The sequence below is a fragment of the Bacillus sp. SRB_331 genome, from assembly GCF_003264175.1.
GTDB lineage: Bacteria > Bacillota > Bacilli > Bacillales > Bacillaceae_G > Bacillus_A > Bacillus_A mycoides.
Genome location: NZ_NADV01000029.1, coordinates 263,158 through 285,955, shown reverse-complemented (window position 1 = coordinate 285,955; position 22,798 = coordinate 263,158). Strand labels below are relative to the sequence as shown.

Here is a 22,798-nt window from a genome sequence, read left to right as displayed (position 1 = left end):
ATGTAATTATTATATTGTAAAAATGATTTTGTGGAAAAATAAGAATAGAGGTTAATATGAAAGTAAATCAATTAATTGCTAATAACATAAATAAACTTGATGCTGTTATTCCGTTTAATAAATCACTTGGTATTGCTGGTTTATCTGGATCTGGAAAAACAACTCTTTGTCAAACAATTGGTGAAGAATCAAAGAAGCGTCTAGTTTCCTTATTGCCAAAGGCTGAATATCAATATTTATTTCCTAATATTATGGAAACTAATTTTAGTGCAATTAAAATGGAAGAAATGCCTTTAGTACTTTTTTTAGGGAAATCATCAATTTCTTCCAATCCGCGTTCGACGATTGGTACTCATACAGGTGTTTTTAAAGAGATTCGTGAAAAATTAGCGGAAGAATTTAATCTTTCTCCTGAAGTCTTTTCATTTAATAATCAATTAGGTTGGTGTGCTGGCTGTAAAGGGCGTGGTACTACTAAAAATATTGAGTGTAAAAAATGTAAGGGGAAACGTTATAGTGAAGAAGTTGAACAACGTACTATTGAGTTATTTGCTGAATCACATACAATTTCGGATATTAACGATTTAAGTGTTGAATCTATTCTTTCACTAGCAGAAGAATTAAATATTAGTGAAGCAAAACAACATATACTGCAAAATATTATCAATATGAACATTGGTTATTTAACATTAAATCGAATTATGGGTACGTTGTCAGGTGGAGAATTAACACGACTTTACTTAGCTGAATTCATGGCAGTTAGTGAAAATGCTGTAATTATTATTGATGAGATTTCCGTGGGGCTTGATCACGAAACATTATTACAAATATTAGAAGAAATCGAAAAATTAGGGTACAAAAATCAAATTTGGCTCATTGATCATTCAGATACAGTACTGGATACAACGGATGAGCAAATGTTCTTCGGACCTGGTAGTGGAAAATATGGTGGAAAAATCGTAAAAGAATCACCAAGGCCAAAGCCAATACTATCGGAACGAAATTACAAAATACCAACAGAATATTATACATTCCATGAATTATATTGCCGAAATATCCAAATGACTGAGTTTCAGATTCCTAAAAATAGACTTGTAACTGTTACAGGAGAGTCTGGATGCGGGAAATCTACACTTGTCAATGAGTGTTTAGCTACAGATTTCTTGAAACGATATCCAAAAGATAAACTAGTTATGGTAGGGCAAGATCGAAACCAATCGATTACAAGTCGATCAACTGTAGCAACTTTCTTAGATATTAAAAAGAAACTGACAAAGTATAGTGAAGGAATTGATGATATTTTTGAGCGCTCAATTGAGGATATTATTGATGAAATTCCAAACGAAGATATTGCGTATAAACGCTTGAGCCTACTAATCAAATTAGGACTGGGCTATTTAACATTAGAACGAAAAACACAAACATTATCAACGGGTGAGTTTCAATGTGTTCATTTAGTTTCTGAGTTATTTGCAAAAATAAGAAATCCACATACATTGTTTATTTTTGATGAGCCTTCAAAAGGTTTATCGCAAAATATTTTAAATCAATTTATAGATAGTGTTAGAGGGATATTACAAGATGAATCAGTCTCTATCATAATGATTGAGCATAACAGTTATATGCTAGAAAGTTCTGATTATATTGTCGATTTTGGGAAAAGACAGCTTGAATCTATAGAGCATCTTGATGTAGTAAGTCATGATGATTATTATCGTCAAAAAAGCAGTGTGAATAATGCTGAGCAAATACATATTTCTTCAACACTGAATCAACAAAATGGAATTAATTACTTAGAAGAAAATCATATTGATTATTTTAAAAATGCAGAAAACATCTATAAGGGTGGCATATTAAAAAGTTTATCATCAATGGCTCGTTTAATTTACGGTGAATACGAATCTGATACAATTGCACCTGTAGTTGCTATTGATCTCGAAAGACATTTGTATAGTCAATATAGTTTCTTATATGAAATTGGTGGATTGATCAATCATATTGTAGCTGCTCATCCGACTAATAAAGATACGAGGAGCTTCGATTTCTATTCTCAGGATAATCATTGCCCATCATGTTCGGGACGTCTTCAAATTGAAGTTTTTGATAAAGAAATTACAATTCAAGATAAAAATGTTCCATTTTGGGATGGTCTATTCGATCCGGAAATCATGAAAGTATTAAAATTTTATCAATATGAAAAAATAGAATTTCTATTTGAAGAAATTAAAAATGAGCTTGGTCATGATTTGACGAAAAGCTATAATGATATGTCTGAGGAAGAAAAACATACATTTTGGTACGGCTATTTTGATAAGTCCTTTTATGATAAGAAAGGAAAGACACGTAGAACATGGGTAGGATTTAATACAATTATTGGCGGATATATTGTTATTTCAAAAGCAGCTATTAAAGAAGATATTAAGACTTCTAAAGAAATGATGACATGTCCAATTTGTGAGGCAACTGTATTAAATCACCAAAAACCGCTTAAATTTGGAGATACAGATATTCGTGAAATTATCAATCAGCCGCTTAATGAAATAATAAAAATTGTAGGAGATTTACCTGTACTCATCAAATTGAAATCTATCGTAGGTGACAATATGATTATGACAGAAGATGTCTCTTTACTGCCTAGGAAAACACAAGTTGCACTGAAAATGTTTGAATTAGAACAAGCAAGCTTTTCAAATTATGAAATGGTGTTACAAAATGTTTTACCATTCTGGAGCCAAATTAAAGGTAATATCGAATCAATCAGCAATAATAATAAGGTGACTATTTGTGATTTCCAAAATATCAATGAAACAAGAGAAACTATCATAGATAAGTATTTCACAAATGGAAAATATAAAAAATTAACATATGTGTATGAAGCATTTGGTTATAAAAAATTAGTTACCCAAATTAATAAAATTAAAAAAAGCAACCCATGTCCATTCTGTAACGGAAAAAAAGTTATAACCGAGGATAATCTACATGATGGCGTGTTTAAATTAACAATTCCATGTATAACTTGTAATGCAAGTGGTATTAATGATGAAGGGCTTAAAGAAATTGTTGATGGCATAGATGTACAAACATGGTTAACTGGAAAAGTTAGTGATGTTGTGGATGAAAGCTTACGAACTGAGGATGTTGCAGACATTCTAATATTTAATCGAATTCGTGAGTTGAATAAAAGAGATATGATGGCGGTTTATGAATGTCTTGAGAAAAATAATTAAACTGAACAACTAGTATATTGATTAAATTAATTTGTTATAAAAACGAAAATACGCAATTTTAATTATGTAAATATAATATATTTAATTGTTATTTGAATCATTAAAAATAGTTGACTCTCACACAATGTCATTGTTTAAGATAAAAATGAGCTTCGAAGTAGATGTAACTTATAGGAGGAAATGATGTTTAAAATAGGAGATTTTTCAAAACTATCTTCCATTAGTATACGTATGTTGAGACACTATAATAAAGTGGAATTATTACAACCAGTAAAAGTCGATGAGCAGAGTGGTTATCGATTTTATTCAGCAGCCCAATTAAAGAAAGTAAATCAAATTCAAGTGTTAAAAGATATGGGATTTAATATTGCCACTATTAAAGAATTAGTAGAGAGTGAAAATATTGAAGTAATAAAGTCACAATTTGAAAATCGTAGTGCTCAAATAAAGGAAGAAATGGACGATCTCAAAAAACAATTACGTCTCCTCGAAGACTCAATGAAAATGATGAGAGAGGATGTTATTGAAATGAACTATCATGTTTCATTAAAGGAAATGCCAGAAAGAAATATAGCAAGTGTTAGAAAGGTTATTCCATCGTATAATTGCGAAGGTGATTTATGGAGTATATTAATGCAAGAAATTAATGTTAAAAATATTAGTATAGCTAATCCGAGTTATAGTATTGCTGTCTTCCATGATCAAGAATATAAAGAAAATGATGTAGATGTAGAAATACAGCTAAATATTTTAGGGAAGTATGAAAATAAAAAAGATGTTCATTTTAAAAAGATAGAGCCAATCAAGGTAGCATCTATAACAGTAAACGGAAGTTATGAACAAATGACAAACGTAAATGAAGCAGCCGCAAAATGGATTGAGGCGGAAGGATATGAAATAGCAGGCCCGATGTTTAATATTTATCATGTTAGCCCAGCGATGGAATCGGATCCTAATAAGTGGGTTACAGAGGTTTGTTATCCGATAAACAAATTAACAATAAAGTAAAAAAGGCATCGTATATGCCTTTTTTACTTTATTTCCATCTGAAAATATTTAGCACAAAGGACTCGTTGATTAACCATAATAGCCTCCTTAATACTAGTTAATCTAAGGAGGCATTGAATTGTTATAAATTAATGATATGTGTATCCTCCATCAGGAAATAATACATTACCTGTAGTAAAACCATTTTGCATTAAATACAGGACAGTATGTGCAATTTCATCATTATACCCAGGTCTCTGTACAAGAGAAAGAGATTTATAATCTTCATAAGCAGCTAGTCTTTTCTCATTTTGTTCATTCTCTCTTCGTATCGTTCCAGGAGAAACAACATTAACTCTAATAGGAGCTAATTCAACAGCTAAAGCTTTCCCTAAGCTTTCAATAGCACCATTACAAGCGCCATAAGCAGGTGCACCTTTAAGTGGTCTTTGACTAAATGCACCGGACATTAACACGATAGATCCAGAGTTTGAAAGAAAAGGAATCGCATATTTTACGGCGTAATATTGTGGCCAAAACTTTCCGATAAAGCTGCTTTCAGCAATTTCCTCTGTAGCGGTTATTGGTCCAAGTGTGTAAGAGGCTCCCGGTGTGAATAAATGATCAAAATTCCCAACTGTCTTGAAAAAATCTTGTAATTGCTCTTTATTTTGATTATCCAATACATAAGTTTGAAGATGGTTGTTATTTATTAATTCTCGAGAAATTTTTAATTTTTCTTCCGAGCGTCCTGCAATAATAACATGTGCGCCTTGTTCGATTGCTTGCTTTGCTGTTACTAATCCAATACCAGAGCTTCCACCAATGATAACGATACGAGTATCTTTTAATGTAGTAATAGACATATTTTAGCCCCTCCTTTAATAAAAACTTTAAAATAAAACTGCTATGCTTTTATTATTTGCTAAAAGATTGTAAGTGAAAAGTACGCACTTTATATGTACATAGTCGCAAATTTCGTACTAATCGCTTGTTATATGGATACATAATATAAAAAATTACTCATTATAATTTATGATTTGAGGGGAGTGGTGAGGAAAGTGAATTTAGAGGAACCGAAATTAAAAGGGGTAATAGCGACATTACAAATAATCGGTGGGAAATGGAAGCCACTCATTTTATTTATATTATTAACAGATGGAACGAAACGGTTTGGTGAATTAAAGCGATTAATACCAGGCATTTCTCAAGGAACATTAGCGAAGCAGCTTCGTGAATTAGAGCACGATCAACTAATAAAACGCGAAATTTATCAAGAAATACCACCTAAAGTGGAATATAGCTTAACTGAGCATGGAAAAACAGTCAGTATTGTTTTGGATAGTATGTGTGGTTGGGGAAGAGGACATTTAGAATATATCGATAAAAACAAACTATAATATTATTATGTAAACTAAATGGGATTTGTCGAAACATATCGTTTTAATAATTTGTATTTTATAATATATAATTAAATAGTGTTATAGGTTATTATATATGCAGTCTTCCAGATGAGGTGATATAGATGAAATGCTGTATCGTTCGAAGTAACTAGTTGTTCGGGGCTGAAAAAATGCGTAGCAGATATAAAAGAAGACGTAGGCCCTTTCACGATAATATCAACTATGAGTCTATTTCGAGAATCATCTAAACAGTTAATGCATTTTTACAAAGGGGAAATAATAAAATGAATGAATTAGAGTATAAAAGTTTTTATGATAAAGTGGGACGATTAAATGGGTGGGACTTTAGTAAGCTAAAGTGTGAAACTGTAGGTGACACTTGGGACTTTTATGGCGAAGTGCAAGAAAGATGTAAACCATCACATATTCTACTTGATGTTGGCACAGGTGGAGGAGAGAATATATTAAAAATAGCATCTTCAGCTGCATTACTGATTGGAATAGATAATTCTAATGGAATGATCAAAACAGCACATTCCAATTTGAATAAAGCAGGTGTACAAAATGTTGAATTTCTTCAAATGGATTCGGAATTTTTAACGTTTCCGCATGCTCATTTTGATATTACTTCAAGTTGTCATGCGCCGTTTGTAGCATCTGAATTGGCAAAAGTAATGAAAAAAGGTGCTTTTTTCTTAACACAACAAGTTAGCGAACATGATAAATTAAATCTTAAAGAAGCATTTGGTAGAGGGCAATGTTTAGGTGAAAGAGATGGTACGTTAAAAGATAATTATATGGGTGAACTTATTAGTGCAGGATTTGAACTCGTACAAGTACGTGAATATGATGTTACTGATTATTACAGTACTCCTGAGGATCTTATTTTTTTATTAAAACATACGCCTATTATTCCTAGATTTGGAGAAAAAGAAGAGGACTTTAATATTTTGCAAAAGTTCATTGACGCTAATAGTTCCGAAAAAGGTATTCGTACGAATTCAAAAAGGTTTATGATTATTGCTGTTAAATCATAGTGTATTTTAACGTAAAAGCTGATTTTCTTTAAAAGAAAATCAGCTTTTTTTGTGGAAAAGAATGCAGGGAAAACTTAAAAATCATAGAAATAGGTAAAGTGGTAATCTGAAAATTGGAATATAGGGGATAATTATTTTGAAACGTTACTATATTAACAACGAAAAAATAAACGCACATATTACTGAGTGGGGAAATAATGAAAAGCCTGTTATCTTTTGTTTACATGGGTTAGGTAGTACGAGTTTAAGTTTTATAGAAATTGCAGAATAATTAAAGGAAGAGTATAGATTTATCTCCATTGATGCACCTGGGCATGGTAAAACACCGCCCTTTGAAAGAACGGAAGATTATGAGATGCTGAATTTAGCAAACTGGTTAAATGAAATAATAAATGAACTGAGAATTGAACATTTCTATTTTTTATCACATTCGTGGGGAAGTTTTGTAGCACTATTTTATTTATTAAATAATCCAGAAAAAGTACTAGGAAGCATTCTTATTGATGGAGGATATCAAACAAAAAGGCTTCAAGAAGAAACGCTTGAAGAGGAAATCGCGTATTACGAAAAGGATTTTGAGGAATATATTTTTAATAATTGGGATGGATTTTTCAAAAGTGAAAAAGAAGCATATACTAGGTGGTCTCCATTATTAGAAGTTGCTGTAAAAGACCTAGGGATTGAAATGGATAATGAAGTATGTTGGCATGCGAGAGGTACAATAGCTGGTAATATAATAAGAGGTATGCATAAAGATGAAACGATAGATATTTACGAGAAGTTACCGGCTAATATTATATTGCTTCGAGCTACAGTTCCACAAATATGGGATGAATATAGAGATAAAACAGTGAAAATTTTCAAGTTAAAAACTGGCGCGAAAGTAAAATTAATCTCTGATACTACACATTTGTTACACTGGGATAAACCAGAAGTGGTTATAGAGGAAATAAAAAGTAATTGGAGCTAACATATTCATACTAAAGTTGTAGTTTTTATATAAAAAATCAATCCTTCCGTTTGATTTTATCTATTTATAATTGTAATACAATACGAATAGATAGTAAGAAACAAGGGGGAATGTAGTGTGATTACACATATATCAGATATAAAACTACAAACGGTTTCCACAGAAGGGATAAAACAAGTCTATAAAGACATATTATCTTTTCCGATAAAAACAGAAACAGCAACATTTATTCAATTTGAAGTCACACCTTACACAACAATTAGTTTCCAGGAAGTATATGAACCGATTGCACCTGCACATTTCGCCTTTGAGATTCCATATTCAAAATTTCATGAAACAGTAAGATGGCTTGAAGGTTCTGGATTACTCATTGTGAAATGGAAAGATGGTCATACAATTGATGAGGAAAATGGTCGATTCAATTTATACTTTAAAGATGGTGATGGAAATCTTCTCGAAATTATCGCACATAGTTATGTTAAAGAAGAGGTATTAGTCCCGCATTCACCGTTAAACATTTTATACGTAAGGGAAATTGGTCTTCCGGTTAAAAGTGTACCTGTATTTACGGAATGGTTGAAATCAAATCTAGACATGAAAACGAAGGAAGATGGGGATATTTTCAACTTTGTTATAGGTGGCACTGCATATATCATCGCAACCTGGTGGCAGCGACCTTGGATTCCCATTGCGATGAAAGCTTTACCACCGAAAGTACATGTTTCATTCGGAACACCGGATCATGCGTTTTTACAACAAATCCAAAATAACTTTAAGAAAAATGGTGTTCCATTTGAAAGTAAACATACTGAAGTATTGTTTATTCAACAAGGGTATTCATTTTCTGTTTTGCATATACCGGAGTTTCATTCCGATATTCCTAGAAAATTAAACTTACCACTTTCTATATAATTATAGGTAGGGGTAAGTTTTTTTCGTTTTCATGAAGAAGGGTTTCAGTATAATTACACTGAATTTATAGAGGACTATAAGGCGTTATTCTAATTTACTGTAAGGAGAGAAATGAATTGAATCTAGGAAATCCGATAGCCAAAGGAAATACGGCTGAAATTTATCTTTGTGATAATAAAGTTGTGAAATTGTTTAAAGAATACCTCCCTAATACAGAATCTCTATACGAAGCACAAAAACAAAAGTATGCATATTCATGTGGTTTACACGTTCCTAAAGTATTTGAAGTTACAGAGATACAAGGTAGACGAGCTATTATTATGGAATATGTAGAAGGGGAAAGTGTTGGCGAGCTTTTGCTTAATAATTTGAGTAAAGCGGAGCATTACATAAGTATATGTGTTAGTGTACAACAAAAAATTCATGCTATATCTGTGAGCTCGGATGAAATAGAACCGATGGAAGAAAGGCTTTATCGTCAAATTAACTCCATACATGATCTGGATGAAAAACAAAAGGGAAATATATTAAAAAAGTTAGATTCAATCACATTTGAACCTAGATTATGTCATGGTGATTTTCATCCGTTTAATTTAATTATGAGTAATGGTGATGTAAAAATTATAGATTGGGTTGATGCTAGTTCAGGTGATATTCGTGCAGATGTGTTTCGGACATACTTATTGTATTCACAGAATTCAGTGGAATTAGCTGAAATGTATTTACATATATATTGCAAAAAAACAGGTTTATTAAGAGATGAAATTTTCCAGTGGGCTCCTATTATTAACGCAGCTAGATTGGCAGAGAGTACACCTCTGTAAATAAAAGATGTTTGCAAGTATTTATTTTGATCCCTATTAAAATAGTGAATCATTTATTTTTTTACTCATTGATTCTCTCCGTTATTTTTCTTGCTAATTCTTTTCGGTTTGTCATATACTTAAAAGAGACCAAACGTTTTCTTTTAGGAGGACACAATGCGTAAAGGTGAATTAACAAAAAGAATGATTCTTGATCGTTCCTCTGCCCTGTTTAATGTAAAGGGGTATAGTGGTTCTTCAATTTCTGATATTATGCGAGAGACTGGGCTAGAGAAGGGTGGTATTTATCGTCACTTTAAAAATAAAGATGACTTGGCTGTTCAAGCCTTTCAGCATGCAACTTCACAAATGGGAGTGCGTTATGCCGAAGAGATAAAAAAAGAATCCAATACGTTGGATAAGTTAAAAACTTTTATTTCAGTTTTTACATCTCTCATTCATAATGATCCTCTTCCTGGAGGGTGTCCAATCATGAACGTAACGTTAGAAGCAGATGATTCCCATCCTCTCATGGCAGAACAAGCACAGATAGCGATGAATCAATTACTTGGAATAATTGAAAAGATTATTACGTATGGAATTGAGCAAGGAGAGTTAAAACCAGATACTCAAGCAAAACAGATTGCTATCATCTGGATTTCTTCTCTTGAAGGAGCACTTGCCTTGTCACGCTTATACCAAGATACAGTCTATATTGATACAATATCGTCACGACTTTTAGATGAATTGGAAAAACAAATTACGGCCAAGTAAGCCGTAATTTTTATCGCTAAAAAGAGACTGTTCGATTTCTTTTTTGAGGGTGATCACTTAATAGAAATTCCATAACGGAACTATGAAAAAACGGATGAGAGAAGAATGGTACTAATACAAAATAGTAAATTGAAAAATGTGTAGAGTATGAACGATTTCGGCCTACCTGTTTCTAATTTTTGGAGGAGTGTGAAAAAGGATATGAGAGAAATAGAAGCAATCGTAATTGGCTCTGGACCTGGAGGATATGTTGCTGCAATAAGAGCTTCACAATTAGGGAAACAAGTGGCAATTATAGAAAGAGAGAATCTTGGTGGCGTATGTGCTAACGTTGGCTGCATTCCATCTAAGGCACTTATTTCTGTAGGTCATCGCTTTGAGGAAACAAAGCATTCAGAAGATATGGGTATTTTTTCTTCTGGTGTAAATGTTGATTTTGCAAAAGTACAAGAATTTAAAAACAACGTTGTAAAGAAATTAGTAGGTGGTGTAGAAGGGTTATTAAAAAGCAATAAAGTAGAAGTGATAAAAGGTGAAGCTTATTTCATGGATGCTAACACTATACGAGTAACCAATAAAGATGCAGCTCAAACATATACATTTAAAAATGCAATTATAGCTACTGGATCACGCCCAGTTGAAATTCCAACATTTAAATTTACAAAACGTGTGATTAACTCTACAGGTGTACTTAGTTTAACTGAAGTACCAAGTAAATTGGTTGTAATCGGTGGTGGTTACATTGGTACTGAATTGGGCTCTGCTTACGCTTCCCTCGGTTCTATATTAACAATTATTGAAGGAGGTAAAGATATTTTAACTGGCTTCGATAAACAAATGACTCAAATTGTGAAAGAAGACCTTATAAACAAAGGTGTTACAGTAATAGTAGATGCATCCGCTAAAGGTGTTGAAGAAGTTGAAAATGGTGTAATTGTTACCTACGAAATTGGTGGTGAAGAAAAGAAAGTTGACGCTGATTACGTATTAGTAACGGTTGGCCGTCGTCCTAATACTGAAAATATGGGTTTTGAAAAAATCGGTATTGAGTTTTCTGACCGCGGTTTATTAAAAGTTGATCAACAATGCCGTACTAACCTTCCGAACATTTTTGCTATCGGTGATATTATTGCTGGTCCACAGCTTGCACATAAAGCATTTTACGAAGGAAAAGTAGCTGCTGAAGCTATTTCTGGTGAACTATCATGTGTTGATTACTTGGCAATTCCAGCAGTTTGTTTCACAAATCCTGAATTAGCTACAGTTGGTTATACTGAAGAGCGAGCAAAGGCAGAAGGCATGGAAGTAAAAGTGATTCAATCCCCATTTTCAGCAAACGGTCGTGCACTTGTATCAAATGAAGGAAAAGGGTTCTTGAGGCTATTGGTGCGTAAAGAAGATGGTGTATTAGTAGGTGCTCAAATCGTGGGTAATGGTGCATCAGAAATAATTGCCGAAATGGGTTTAGCAATTGAATCAGGCATGACAGTTGAAGATATTGCATTAACACCACATGCTCAACTAACTTTAAGTGAGATTGTGATGGAAGCTGCTGAGGCCTTAATTTACAATTTTAAATAAATATTAATTAATAAAAATTGGATTGCTTCGTTTTTTAGAATTTCTAAATAAAATAAATGTAGAGATAAATAAATATGTAAAAAACAATCTTTACTAATAAACTTCTTAATAACATATTATGGCTAATTGAGCCGTTTTTTTACCGTAAAAAAGAGACTATTCGGTTTCTTTTTGTGAGAAGATTTATTCATTCATTAGAGAATTAAAAGTCAAATTATGGAAAATGAATATGTGAGGAGAATACAAATGAGTCAATTTGTTAATTCAACAATGGAAGGTAAAAATTTTAGTGCTGTTCAAGTAGGAAAGTGGGAGGATCTGCTTCAATATAAAAATGGAAATCCATTTAAAGCTCCTGGAAAGGTATTTCTTAAAGATGACTTACAATGTACAGGGATGGAAGTTTCACTAAATGTTTTCCCTCCAGGCATTTCAATGCCCTTTTATCATAAGCATAGAGAAAATGAAGAGCTGTATATTTTCGTCAAAGGACAAGGGGAATTCAAGATTGATGATGAAATTCTTGAAATCAAAGAGGGTACTGTCATAAGGGTGGCACAAGAGGGGGAAAGAATTTGGCGTAACAATTCAAGTGAACCTCTCTATTTTATTTGTATTCAAGCTAGGGCAAATACTTTGGAAGAAAGTAATATCGAGGATGGTATTAAGCTAGATAAATCCGTTGAATGGATTGAAAAATAGGTGCCACTGTACGATTAAATATCGTTTCGCTCCTTGTATTTTGTCTTTTGAAGAAAACTTATCTATAGAAAAGTACACCCAATTGTTAAACTGAATGTAACAATTGGGTGTACTTCATAGGAAACCAACTGTGTTTAAAGAATGGCTTTTTCAATTTTTATTCTATAAAGGTTCATTATCCGTACTTGTTCCTCAGTTAACTCTTCTTTATTCCAATACATATGCATTAAACTATATTCGAATATTTCCTTTAATTTAATAAACAATGGAAGCTGCTCTATCATTTCTGTAGGTAGATCATTTTCCTCCTGGTATCCGTCGATTATTGCTTTTGTAATAGAATTCTCATAGTCGACTATGTTGCCATTCCCAACGAAAGAATATTCTATCGCGCTATAGACTGGAACAGCTAAATCGAATATGTAAAAATGTTTTTCACAGTCTTGAAAATCAATCATTTGGATATAGTTTATTAATTAGTTTAAGTATCTCTTTTTCTATATTATTCATTTTAACTTCCTTTCCAAACATAAATTTTCCACTCACAAAACTACTAGTTCCTTAACTTACAAATTTCGTGTTTTATTTGGTAGAATCCTTTAAAAAAGATTTATCCCGTAAAAGTCCGATTAGTATGGGATAATAATCAGTGGGGAGGAACAAATTCCCCACTGATTAAAGTTTCACTTTATTAGAAAGTTAAGTAAATGTATGTCAAAATAAGATAGCTGAAAAAATATGAAATGAGTAATTACATATGATATTTAAAGGTTCTAGAGGGTGGTTAATGTTATAAACCACAAGAAATATCAAAAGAAAGAAGTGGATACTTCTTATAATATTTAGTGAGGAGGGAGATAAATGAATGAACATATACAGCTAATGATTGAATGGATTGAGGGCAATTTAAAAAAGGAGTTTTCATTAGATGAATTATCTGATTATATGGGGTATTCTCCTTACTTCTGTTCGTTTAAATTTCATCAAGTAACAGGGATAAGTATTAGACGATATATTCTTCTTAGAAGATTGTATTTATCAACGGAAGATTTGACGAATGATAGAAAGATAATTGATATCGCATTTGATTACGATTACTCTTCGCAAGAGGCTTATAGTAGAGCATTTAAAACTGTTTTTGGTATCACCCCAGGAAAATTCCAACTTAACAAAATACCGGTTCAATCATTTATTAAACTCTCAATCAATGATGGCAAGGAGTGGGATAGAATGAATTTTTCTAGAAAAATTGAAGTTAATCAGTTACGAAATGCGAAGAGTGAGCTGTTTGATAAAGATGTACTAAACATATTAAATGGTCAATTTATGTATGAAGAATTTAAAAGTGAAAGACTAATGGGAGAGTCTGATCACGCTCCATTTAATGAAGCTATGTGTGTAAATGCGACTACTGCACAGATTTTTGATGATGAGTTTATTAAAACAAGGGCAGAAGGACATCAAGGTACTGTAGAAAATTATATGAAAAAGGTTATTCATCCTTTAGAGAATCTTTTTAAGAAAGAGTATAAATGTATCGTTTTATGGTTTGGTGAGGATATGTTTTGCCAAATGAATCTACTTACCGTACTTTCTTACCTTGAACAGTCTGATTATAAGGGAAAAGTATACTTAAATAGCTTCAGAGAGGATGAATTTAAAGTAAGTCAAATTGAACTTGAATTAGGGAACTATTTTTCTGTTTACAATGAAGTACTAGTAAATCATAAAAAACCATCTCATGAGATACTACCTGTAATGTATCAGGCGATAGATTTATATTTAGAGATGCTAAAAGAAAATAATGTAGTAGTAAAGTATATCTCCAAAAATAAAGATTTACCAACACAAGAGTTACTAAAAAGGTTGTTTAATCTTTTTCCAACAATAGGATATGGGGACCTACAATATATAGAGCTTATTAATAAAGCGAGATAAAGATTCAATTTGTATTGAATAAAAAAACAATAAAAAATGCACCTATAAGGACAGATGCATTTTTTTATTTATATTTGTTTAAGTAATTCCAATTCCTCTTCTACAAATGCCATTAATTCTTTTATTGTCTCACTAGAAAAATCAAAACGAATTCCAGCTGCTTCATATACCTCTGGTAAGGATTCAGAGCTACCTAGAGATAATGCTTTTTTGTAATTTTGTAGTGCTTGTTTAGGATTCTCTTTATATTGTTTATACATTTGCAATGCACCAAGTTGCGCGATTGCATATTCGATATAATAGAATGGTATTTCGAATATGTGTAGTACAGGTAACCAGCCAGTTGCTATCCAGTTTTCATAACCTTCAATATTTACCACATTCGATTGGTAAGTGTTATGTAATTCTAAATATTTTTCATTTCTTTCTTTAGCAGTATGATTTGGATTTTCATACATCCAATGTTGGAATTGATCAACGATAAGCATTTGTGGTAAATACTTAACAATATCTTTAAAGAAATCTGATTTTGCTTTTATAAATTCTTCTGTATTCTCATAAAATGTATCCCAATACTCCATCGAAAACAATTCCATTGTCATGCTGGCTAGCTCAGCTGATTCGGAAGGGATTTCTAAATATTTTTGTAGCTGTAGCTTCTTCATACATTCATTATGAATACTATGGCCCATTTCATGGAGGAAAGTAGTAACATCATAATGTGTATGATTGAGATTCATAAAAATAAAAGATAATTGAGAAGCAGGTAAGTGTTCGCAAAATCCTCCAGGTGCTTTTCCTTTACGACTTTCTAAATCTAAGCAATCATTTTTATGCATACGGCTCAATAATGCAGAAAATTCTGGGTCTAGTTTTTGTAAAATATGAGAACTTTTTTCGATTAAATCACTCTCGTCTTCAATGGGTTTTAATACTTTTTGATTTGGTGCGGCTGCTTTTAGATCCCACGGACGAAGTGTATCTACTTGAAGTTCAGCTTTTTTCTCATTAAATATATTATCAATAAGTGGCACAACGTATTTACGAACGGATTCTGCAAGTTCATAGCAATCATCAGCCGTATAATCAAAACGTTCATATTTTTTAAACATATAATCACGATAATTATCTAATTGAATGTTTTTTGCCTTTTGGTGACGGATTGCAATTAATTCATTTAAAATATGTTGTAAATTATTTTCAACAGATAAGAATTTTTCAGAAATGAGCGTTTTTGCTTTTTTTCGTATATCACGATTCGGATTTTGTAAGTAAGACTGTAGTTCAGTAATTGTTTTTTCTTCGCCATCCCATAGTGCAGTCAAACTGCCTGTAATTTCGAAGTACTCGGTTACTAATTTGTCTTCTTTTACTTCTAAATCAATGTTCTTTTCACAAAATAATGTTTGCGCATTTTTTATTTTTTTATCTAGTAAGCTATAAGTTTTTGGATCAAGTTGCATTCGAAATGGTGACTCTAAATATTTATTATCAAAGGAATTTTGATAACGTTTCAAAAGAGGCCTTACATATTGTTGATCATATTCAAACGTATCTTTTATTTCTTTGTTATCTGTATTACATTGAAAGTCAATATAGTGTGATCTCAATTGTTCTTCGATTTCCCATATTAATTTCGACTGTATTTTCAGCCAATTTTCTAAATCTTCTCCTGAAGAAATGGGTTTACTTAATAAAGTAGATAATTCGTTCTCTAGCTCATGTATATTACGGATATCGATCGTATTAGAGTTCTGCATTATTTACCCCTCACTTTTTATTTACTCAAGGAGGTATTCTTCTTTTTCGCTATGATTCCTTTTTTTCCTAGAAAATTTGTGCCTATTACTCCAAGAACAATCATAAGTGTACCGGCAATATGATAGTAGGCAATTTGCTCGTGTAAGAATACAACGCCTGCGATAATTGTAATAAGTGTAGATAAGTTGCTAAAAACACTTATTTTGGCTGCTTCAATATAAGATAATGAATAGTTTAATAATAATGCTGTCAGTAAGGAAGATAGTAATCCTAAATATAAAATGGAGATAAGGAATGTTCCATTCGTAAATGGCTTAAAGTATACAGTTATTGTACCTTTGTTCATATGGTCAATGATTGCGATAAAATTAAAACTAATAAAACCGATTGCTGTCATTGTGTATGTTAAATCCATCAGCTTGAATTTCTTTGTCATTTTTCGAGCTAATACATTGTAGCAAGCAGATGATAATGCCGATAATAAAATGAGAATAACACCGATAAAGCTCGTTTCATGAGCCCCTATACCATTCATAACAAATATATAAATGACACCTATGACAGAAATACATACTGATGTTTTTTGCCATGTATTCGTATATTCTTTTAAAAAATAGGAAGCTAGTATCATCGTAAATATAGGGATCGCTGCTTGTATAATTCCAGCTTCAGATGAACTTGTATATACTAAGCCAAATGCTTGGAAAGCAAAGAACAATGCTGGATAAAATATTGCGAGTGGTAAAAGTGTAAGTATGTTTTTAAATGATATATTTAACTTTACAAAACCGAAAATAACCGGAATGGTTGCTGCTATGAAGGCAACTGTAAAACGGTGAGCCAGAGTATCAAGAGGACTCGTAATGGTTAGTGCTAGTTTCACAAACATAAATGAAAATCCAATAATAAATGAATAGAGTAATGCTGATATATATGCTTTTGTTGTATTTGTCATAATTCCACCTCATAGTAGTTGATTTCTTACTGGCCAGTATACGTACATAGTAATCCTTCTGATCTAGTGCTACAATGTGAATAAATACAAACTGTACCGGTACAAAAAAATAGGAGGTGTAATGATGTATAAATATTTACATGTTTTGAACGACTTAGAAAGTATGATTCAAAATGGTGAGATAAAAGAAGGAAAGAAATTACCGTCTATACGGTCGCTTGTTACACAATATGAATGTAATAAGGCGACTGTAATACGAGCGCTGCATGAATTGGAAAAGCGTCATATTATTTATTCTGTACCTCAAAGTGGATACTACGTTGTTAAGAAATCTGGAAGTTACGTAGAAAGTAACGAGATTATTGATTTCGCTTCTTCGGCCCCAGATCCAGATGTTTTTCCATACTTAGATTTTCAGCATTGCATTAATAAAGCGATTGATACCTATAAGAATGATTTGTTTATATACGGAACACCGAAAGGGTTACCATCTTTAATTTCGGTTGTGCAAAAACAGTTAGCAAACTATCAAGTTTTCACAAAGGAAGATAATATATTTATAACGTCAGGTGTGCAGCAAGCACTTGCTATATTAACTTCAATACCATTTCCGAATGAACATAATATGATTCTAATTGAACAGCCAAGTTACCATTTATATATTGAATATGTAGAAACAAATAACATTCCTGTAATCGGAATTAAGCGTACGCATGAGGGGATAGATTTAAATGAACTAGAGCGGATATTCAGCACAGAAAAAATTAAATTCTTTTATACAACTCCAAGATTTCATCATCCACTTGGAACTTCGTATTCTAAAAAAGAGAGAGAAAAGATTATTAAACTTGCGAAGAAATATAATGTATTTATAGTAGAAGACGACTATTTAGCAGATTTAGAAACTGATTCAAAAGTAGATCCGTTTTACAGCCAAGATAATTGTAATCATGTTATATATTTAAAAAGTTATTCGAAGATCATCTTTCCTGGTTTGCGAGTCGGTGTTGCAGTCATCCCGCAATCCATTGCAGATGCCTTTTATAAGTATAAAAAGATTTTAGATATCGATAGTCCTATGATTTCGCAAGCTGCTTTAGAAATTTACATAAAGAGCGGAATGTTTGATCGGCATAAACATAAAATAAAAGCATCTTACTACAATAGGTCAAAAAAACTAGCGGCAGTAGTAGAAGGTGTTCAAAATGAAAATCCACATTTGTTTACTTCTAGAACAGTAGATCCAATTGGAATACACACTTGTTTACAGTTGAAAAAAAATATAGTCACGGACACATTTATTAAAAATTTAAGCAAGAGTCAAATAAGCATAGATTCTATTGATAAAAATTATTTAAGTAACTTTCATAAAGAGAGATTGTTAAAGTTAAATGTATCTAATGTAAAAGAAGAAAAGATTGAAGAAGGGATTGGGAAAGTAATTGAGGAAATAAAACGAATGAACCGTGTAGATTTTCAGTTTAAAAAAGAATAATGTTTATTAAGAGGCGTAATATGAAAAAGAAAATAATTGCATTGTTTGTATGTACTGCTCTGGTTGAGTCACAATAATAATGTTTAATTACAAAAACATCGTTCCATTCATGATATACCATTAAAAGGCCGTTTTCTTGAATTTGAATTAGAGAACGGGTTATGTATATGTGAATTTAAGGTAATTCAGAGGGTGTTATTTCATTTAGTATAAGGAAGTATTACTCAACATGGAGGAGATTAATTATGAGCGATACACAGACATTACGAGGGCTAACCACAGTTAGTTTTTGGACAAATGATCTAGCAGCTGCGAAGAAGTGGTACGCTGAGCTATTAGGAAGCGAACCATACTTTGAACGCCCAGGATATGCCGAATTTCGCCTTGGAGACTACCAACATGAGCTAGGTTCGATAGTCGTTATGCGCCAGTTGGTACAGTGACCGGTCCAGCTGGTGCTATCGTGTATTGGCATGTTGATGATGTTACAGCAACTTACAATAAGCTGATGTCTATGGGAGCGAAAGAGTATGAGGCAACTACAGAGCGCGGCGTGGGATTCACCACCGCTTCTGTAGTTGATCCCTTCGGAAACATATTAGGCATTATGTACAATCAGCACTATTTAGATGTGCTGATTTCGAACAAAAAAGCGTGAACCTCGCTGTTGCACCACGAGGCATAGGGTGCAATGCTACTCAAATTTAATTCATATTATTTTACCCCTTTCTTAAAAAAAGAACGGGGTTATGCTTGTTTTAGGTTCGTAAACGTAAAGTAACTCCAAGATATATAGTAAAAAATACCCCAGAGTAAGCTTTTAAATAACAGTTTACCTTCATTTTCTATAATACAACCTAATATTAATATATATAGTAGATATTTACTTTATAAAATAAGGGGAAATATTTTGAAAAGAATGTATTAAATTAAAGTTTAAAGTGTACTCAGGAGTTGAGTGCTCTTTTTCTTTATACTGTACACAAATAATTTATCTTTGCACATATACAAAACATTTTTTGAAGTTTATCAAAAGATAGGGAATTATTACTAAATTAATGATATCCTTAAAGTAGGTTTTTAATTTTGTATAGGAGGGTGATGAAATCTATGGCGGTACGTATAGTCGATGATTTACAACAATTCTCTTTATTACTTATGTTTTTGAGTACATTAATATTTTACAGATACTTAAAGAAGATTAAACGTGAGAGAAAACTGACTTCTTTCGAATGGACAATGTATTTTGTCACTCAATTCGCGACTTCCATTTGGGCAATTACTTATTTTATTAAATTCTTGTCTGAATCGTAAGTTACATTAAAACATTTTAGTTTACTGGGTTATTGTTATCTATTAGGGAGATAAATATAGTCCGTATCTAAGTCAATGACGACATCGCTCTTAATGTCTTCTTGTAATGACTTTGGAATGTTTTCAAAATGATAACGTACACAAAATAAATTTATAAGCTCCTCATTAGATAACTCTTCATTTTTTACGTTAAAATACATTTTTTTTAACTTACTGATAGAACAGTTATGACCAATAACATACTCATTAATTCCATATCCATCAAATTCAATTATCATGTTATCACTGTTGAGTGCTAGCCAACATTATAGCTTTAATTTTGGATGAATCTTTCCTATTGATTATTATAGCTTAAAGTTTAGTGAGAATATATTTTTTATAAAGTGAGAGAGTAGTAATGGAACAATATAAATTAGTTCTAGAAAGGCCTAAACAACTGAAGTGGCAAACGGATAAAATTAGGTCTTTACAGGATGATGAAATTATCGTTAAAACAATCGCAGGTGCAATTAGTATTGGAGCAGAGTTACCACAGTATAAAGAATCGGATGTTACAGATACAAATCCTTTTTATCCAAGAGAAACTGGATATGAAAGTTATGGTGAAGTTATTCAAGTTGGTAATAAAGTAACAAATTTAAACATAGGCGATAAAGTGGTTTCTTTTTATGGGCATCAAACGATAGGAATAGTTAAGGGACATAAAGTAATTCGAATACCTAGTTATATAAAGCCTAAAGTTGCCTTATTATCCATTCTTTCATGTGATGCCGCTAAAGGAGTATTAAAACTAAACCCACAACAGGATAAAAAAGTACTTATAACTGGAATGGGAGTTATGGGTTTACTCACATGTTATTTCTTAAAATACTATGCAGGTGTGGATCATGTGGATGTTGTTGAACCTAATAGAAATAGAAGAGAATTGGCACAGAAATTTGGAGCAAAAAACATATATGATTCAGAAGAGCGAATAATAGAAACATATAGTTACGGTTTCGAATGCTCAGCTACACATAGCGGATTTCGTACATTGCAAAAAGCTCTTAATAGTAATGGTGTAATATGTATGCTTTCAGATGGTAATAAAGAAGAACTAACATTAACCGCCGACTTTTATCGGAAAGAATTGCAAATCATTGGGTCAAGTGACGGATATGATTATCAAAAACATGCAGATTGGTTTTTTAGAAAAATAGAACAAACACCATTTATAGAAGAAATTTTTCAACATGAAATACATTATACTGCACTCATACAATGTTTTGAGAAACTGAGTCAAGAGATAATTAATCCTTTAAAAGTATACGTTTCATATGAATAATGAAAAAACTAACCAAATATTTGTCACATACCTTATATATGTTTTGTCTCAATTATGATATTTAAAATAAGAAGAAACACATTTACAAATTTTTGTAGCAGGTGTAATAGCACGTTCTTTAATACCAATAAAAGAAGGTCATACTGTGTATGCAATGATTCGTAACGAATCACAAGTAGAAGCAATGAAGAAAGTTGATGCTTTACCAGTACTAGCTGAGAGAGAGGTGCTTCAAAGAATAAGGCACGTAAAGAGAATGGATACTTTAAAATATCATAAAAATCCTTTAATGGGAATACTAGTAACACTCACAATTAAAGGATTGGGCTGTAATGAATATACTTTTTGAAAGCATTATTTTAATCCTCACTGGAATTATTGTTTTAAAATTGACAGGTAGTAAATCTGTTAGCCAAATGACGAGAGCTGAAATTATTATTGTGGTTTCTATAGGACGTATTATTGTAGAACCTATATTAAGTAGGAAAGTAGGCCCATCTATTTTTGCTGCGTTTATTTTTGCGGGTGTTTTACTTATTATTCATTTTTTTGAATTGAAATCACGAAAAGTAGAAAAGTTTCTAAATGGAAATAGCATTATTGTTATAGAAAACGGAGAAATCTTAAAAAAGAATTTATTACGCGCGAAAATGTCAGAACAACAATTATTTATGCATCTGAGAGAAAAAGGTATACATGAAATCAAGAATTTACAACAAGCAACTGTAGAAACGAATGGACGGATTGGGTATCAACTAACTACTAAAGCACAACCAGTTACTTTGGAAATGCTAGAAAAGCTTCTAGAGCAATGCAATCTGAAAAAAAAGTTTTAGACTGAAAAGCGCTTCTTGTACATAAAGGCACTTTTCGCAAACGTGTAAAAGTCCCTTCAGTAATCCTGAAGGGACTTTCGTGTTATCTAATTTACCGAGGGTGATGATGATTAATATTACGATTAACAACAACATTAAAGTTCATAAAAATAAACAGAATGAATAATTGACAAAAAATGAGAATAGTAGTAATCTAACGTAAAACATACGCTACCGTATTTTATTGGAGAGATGATATGCAATTAACGAGGGAAGACTGGATAAAAGTAGGATTACAACAATTAGCTAATGAAGGTATACATAAAGTTCGCATTGAAGCACTTGCTCGATTGCTAAAAATAAGCAAAGGAAGCTTCTATCACTATTTTCGTGACCATCAAGAGCTTTTAGATTCTATGCTCGACTTTTGGGAAGTGCATGCAACAAAGCTGATTGTTCAAAGTATGGAGCAACAGGATGCCTCTTTAGAACAGCTATTACAGATTAGTTTTAATCAAGATAAAAAAATTGAGAATGGTATTTATGCTTGGGCTAAATATGATCCTGTTGTGGCAACACGTTTAGTAGATATAGAAGAACAAAGAATTTCTTGTGTTGCAAAATTGTATCAAAAAATGGGCGTAGACGAAACTGAATCAATTGATCGAGCGAGACTTGCCTATTTAACGTATGTAGGATGGATGACAAGGTTTGAAGCAAATCTTAATTTTGATATTGATAAAATGGTTGAGCTTTTAACTTCTTTCAGCGGGTGTCCAAACATCCACTGAAAAAAGTAA

At 32.1% G+C, this 22,798-nt stretch carries 20 protein-coding genes and 3 pseudogenes; 18 read left to right on the top strand and 5 right to left on the bottom strand.

Translation table 11 applies throughout. The features are described from left to right. Positions 1-56: 56 nt before the first annotated feature. A complete protein-coding gene (locus tag B5P42_RS19795) occupies positions 57-3,227 on the top strand; it encodes an ATP-binding cassette domain-containing protein (RefSeq protein ID WP_113735009.1) in 3,171 nt (1,056 codons plus the stop codon). Positions 3,228-3,410: 183 nt separating this feature from the next. Continuing rightward, positions 3,411-4,235 (top strand): MerR family transcriptional regulator, encoded by an 825-nt coding sequence (locus B5P42_RS19790; protein ID WP_113735008.1) that lies wholly within the window; start codon positions 3,411-3,413, stop codon positions 4,233-4,235. A gap of 128 nt (positions 4,236-4,363) precedes the next feature. Here the strand turns inward: B5P42_RS19790 and B5P42_RS19785 are convergent, their stop codons facing one another. Continuing rightward, positions 4,364-5,080: an SDR family oxidoreductase gene (locus B5P42_RS19785; RefSeq protein ID WP_061690195.1), complete on the bottom strand. Its 717-nt coding sequence runs from the start codon at positions 5,078-5,080 to the stop codon at positions 4,364-4,366. A 186-nt stretch (positions 5,081-5,266) separates the two neighbouring features. Here B5P42_RS19785 and B5P42_RS19780 point away from each other — a divergent pair, with 186 nt between their 5' ends. The 8 genes and pseudogenes from B5P42_RS19780 to B5P42_RS19745 all read left to right on the top strand — a co-directional run bounded on the left by B5P42_RS19780 (position 5,267) and on the right by B5P42_RS19745 (position 12,396). Then, the gene (locus tag B5P42_RS19780) at positions 5,267-5,614 is read left to right on the top strand and encodes a winged helix-turn-helix transcriptional regulator (protein ID WP_002085409.1); all 348 of its coding nucleotides are present in this window, start codon (positions 5,267-5,269) and stop codon (positions 5,612-5,614) included. Between the two features lie 287 nt (positions 5,615-5,901). Then, complete coding sequence (locus tag B5P42_RS19775) at positions 5,902-6,654, top strand: class I SAM-dependent methyltransferase (RefSeq protein WP_002085407.1); 753 nt, start codon at positions 5,902-5,904, stop codon at positions 6,652-6,654. 136 nt (positions 6,655-6,790) lie between these two features. Continuing rightward, a pseudogene (locus tag B5P42_RS19770) lies at positions 6,791-7,624 on the top strand (alpha/beta hydrolase). Positions 7,625-7,741: 117 nt separating this feature from the next. Then, positions 7,742-8,536, top strand: coding sequence for a VOC family protein (locus B5P42_RS19765; protein WP_113735007.1), 795 nt, complete (start codon positions 7,742-7,744; stop codon positions 8,534-8,536). A gap of 116 nt (positions 8,537-8,652) precedes the next feature. After that, a complete protein-coding gene (locus tag B5P42_RS19760; RefSeq protein ID WP_113735006.1) occupies positions 8,653-9,360 on the top strand; it encodes a phosphotransferase family protein in 708 nt (235 codons plus the stop codon). 156 nt (positions 9,361-9,516) lie between these two features. Beyond that, a complete protein-coding gene (locus tag B5P42_RS19755) occupies positions 9,517-10,113 on the top strand; it encodes a TetR/AcrR family transcriptional regulator (RefSeq protein ID WP_113735005.1) in 597 nt (198 codons plus the stop codon). Between the two features lie 201 nt (positions 10,114-10,314). Further along, the gene (lpdA, locus tag B5P42_RS19750; RefSeq protein ID WP_113735004.1) at positions 10,315-11,694 is read left to right on the top strand and encodes a dihydrolipoyl dehydrogenase; all 1,380 of its coding nucleotides are present in this window, start codon (positions 10,315-10,317) and stop codon (positions 11,692-11,694) included. A 246-nt stretch (positions 11,695-11,940) separates the two neighbouring features. Beyond that, on the top strand, positions 11,941-12,396 hold the full coding sequence (locus B5P42_RS19745; RefSeq protein WP_002127529.1) for a cupin domain-containing protein: 456 nt from the start codon (positions 11,941-11,943) through the stop codon (positions 12,394-12,396). Between the two features lie 114 nt (positions 12,397-12,510). Here the strand turns inward: B5P42_RS19745 and B5P42_RS19740 are convergent. Continuing rightward, positions 12,511-12,860 (bottom strand): annotated as a pseudogene (locus B5P42_RS19740) (protein kinase); the annotation flags it as partial. A 397-nt stretch (positions 12,861-13,257) separates the two neighbouring features. Between B5P42_RS19740 and B5P42_RS19735 the strand changes: the two are divergent. Next, complete coding sequence (locus tag B5P42_RS19735) at positions 13,258-14,334, top strand: helix-turn-helix domain-containing protein (RefSeq protein WP_113735003.1); 1,077 nt, start codon at positions 13,258-13,260, stop codon at positions 14,332-14,334. A 68-nt stretch (positions 14,335-14,402) separates the two neighbouring features. Here B5P42_RS19735 and B5P42_RS19730 read toward each other — a convergent pair whose 3' ends face one another. Both B5P42_RS19730 and B5P42_RS19725 read right to left on the bottom strand, forming a co-directional pair. Continuing rightward, positions 14,403-16,094, bottom strand: coding sequence for a M3 family oligoendopeptidase (locus B5P42_RS19730; RefSeq protein WP_113735002.1), 1,692 nt, complete (start codon positions 16,092-16,094; stop codon positions 14,403-14,405). 17 nt (positions 16,095-16,111) lie between these two features. Then, positions 16,112-17,050: a DMT family transporter gene (locus B5P42_RS19725; protein ID WP_044442080.1), complete on the bottom strand. Its 939-nt coding sequence runs from the start codon at positions 17,048-17,050 to the stop codon at positions 16,112-16,114. Positions 17,051-17,174: 124 nt separating this feature from the next. On the opposite strand from B5P42_RS19725, the gene B5P42_RS19720 reads away from it, so the two are divergent. The 3 genes and pseudogenes from B5P42_RS19720 (at position 17,175) to B5P42_RS19710 (ending at position 19,859) form a co-directional block, all read left to right on the top strand. Beyond that, positions 17,175-18,545 (top strand): aminotransferase-like domain-containing protein, encoded by a 1,371-nt coding sequence (locus tag B5P42_RS19720; RefSeq protein WP_107886891.1) that lies wholly within the window; start codon positions 17,175-17,177, stop codon positions 18,543-18,545. Between the two features lie 245 nt (positions 18,546-18,790). Next, positions 18,791-19,203 (top strand): annotated as a pseudogene (locus tag B5P42_RS19715) (VOC family protein). 452 nt (positions 19,204-19,655) lie between these two features. Continuing rightward, positions 19,656-19,859, top strand: coding sequence for a hypothetical protein (locus B5P42_RS19710; protein WP_000290880.1), 204 nt, complete (start codon positions 19,656-19,658; stop codon positions 19,857-19,859). Between the two features lie 35 nt (positions 19,860-19,894). On the opposite strand, the gene B5P42_RS19705 is transcribed toward B5P42_RS19710, so the two are convergent. Beyond that, positions 19,895-20,137 carry a hypothetical protein gene (locus tag B5P42_RS19705; protein WP_113735001.1) on the bottom strand — a complete coding sequence of 81 codons (243 nt, stop codon included), beginning with the start codon at positions 20,135-20,137 and terminating at the stop codon, positions 19,895-19,897. A 119-nt stretch (positions 20,138-20,256) separates the two neighbouring features. On the opposite strand from B5P42_RS19705, the gene B5P42_RS19700 reads away from it, so the two are divergent. The 4 genes from B5P42_RS19700 (at position 20,257) to B5P42_RS19685 (ending at position 22,789) form a co-directional block, all read left to right on the top strand. After that, a complete protein-coding gene (locus tag B5P42_RS19700) occupies positions 20,257-21,183 on the top strand; it encodes a zinc-binding dehydrogenase (RefSeq protein ID WP_113735000.1) in 927 nt (308 codons plus the stop codon). Positions 21,184-21,337: 154 nt separating this feature from the next. Further along, a complete protein-coding gene (locus B5P42_RS19695) occupies positions 21,338-21,532 on the top strand; it encodes a hypothetical protein (RefSeq protein WP_309251505.1) in 195 nt (64 codons plus the stop codon). Further along, a complete protein-coding gene (locus tag B5P42_RS19690; protein WP_044442055.1) occupies positions 21,516-22,019 on the top strand; it encodes a DUF421 domain-containing protein in 504 nt (167 codons plus the stop codon). The genes B5P42_RS19695 and B5P42_RS19690 overlap by 17 nt, the downstream gene beginning before the upstream one ends. Before the next feature lie 236 nt (positions 22,020-22,255). Then, positions 22,256-22,789, top strand: a complete 534-nt coding sequence (locus B5P42_RS19685) for a TetR/AcrR family transcriptional regulator (RefSeq protein WP_044442053.1) — start codon at positions 22,256-22,258, stop codon at positions 22,787-22,789. Positions 22,790-22,798 lie beyond the last annotated feature (9 nt).

Coding starts and splice junctions, on each gene's coding strand:
- B5P42_RS19795 (WP_113735009.1), top strand. CDS start 57: ATGAAAGTAAATCAATTAATTGCTAATAACATAAATAAACTTGATGCT.
- B5P42_RS19790 (WP_113735008.1), top strand. CDS start 3,411: ATGTTTAAAATAGGAGATTTTTCAAAACTATCTTCCATTAGTATACGT.
- B5P42_RS19785 (WP_061690195.1), bottom strand. CDS start 5,080: ATGTCTATTACTACATTAAAAGATACTCGTATCGTTATCATTGGTGGA.
- B5P42_RS19775 (WP_002085407.1), top strand. CDS start 5,902: ATGAATGAATTAGAGTATAAAAGTTTTTATGATAAAGTGGGACGATTA.
- B5P42_RS19755 (WP_113735005.1), top strand. CDS start 9,517: ATGCGTAAAGGTGAATTAACAAAAAGAATGATTCTTGATCGTTCCTCT.
- lpdA (WP_113735004.1), top strand. CDS start 10,315: ATGAGAGAAATAGAAGCAATCGTAATTGGCTCTGGACCTGGAGGATAT.
- B5P42_RS19745 (WP_002127529.1), top strand. CDS start 11,941: ATGAGTCAATTTGTTAATTCAACAATGGAAGGTAAAAATTTTAGTGCT.
- B5P42_RS19735 (WP_113735003.1), top strand. CDS start 13,258: ATGAATGAACATATACAGCTAATGATTGAATGGATTGAGGGCAATTTA.
- B5P42_RS19730 (WP_113735002.1), bottom strand. CDS start 16,094: ATGCAGAACTCTAATACGATCGATATCCGTAATATACATGAGCTAGAG.
- B5P42_RS19725 (WP_044442080.1), bottom strand. CDS start 17,050: ATGACAAATACAACAAAAGCATATATATCAGCATTACTCTATTCATTT.
- B5P42_RS19720 (WP_107886891.1), top strand. CDS start 17,175: ATGTATAAATATTTACATGTTTTGAACGACTTAGAAAGTATGATTCAA.
- B5P42_RS19710 (WP_000290880.1), top strand. CDS start 19,656: ATGGCGGTACGTATAGTCGATGATTTACAACAATTCTCTTTATTACTT.
- B5P42_RS19705 (WP_113735001.1), bottom strand. CDS start 20,137: ATGATAATTGAATTTGATGGATATGGAATTAATGAGTATGTTATTGGT.
- B5P42_RS19700 (WP_113735000.1), top strand. CDS start 20,257: ATGGAACAATATAAATTAGTTCTAGAAAGGCCTAAACAACTGAAGTGG.
- B5P42_RS19695 (WP_309251505.1), top strand. CDS start 21,338: ATGATTCGTAACGAATCACAAGTAGAAGCAATGAAGAAAGTTGATGCT.
- B5P42_RS19690 (WP_044442055.1), top strand. CDS start 21,516: ATGAATATACTTTTTGAAAGCATTATTTTAATCCTCACTGGAATTATT.
- B5P42_RS19685 (WP_044442053.1), top strand. CDS start 22,256: ATGCAATTAACGAGGGAAGACTGGATAAAAGTAGGATTACAACAATTA.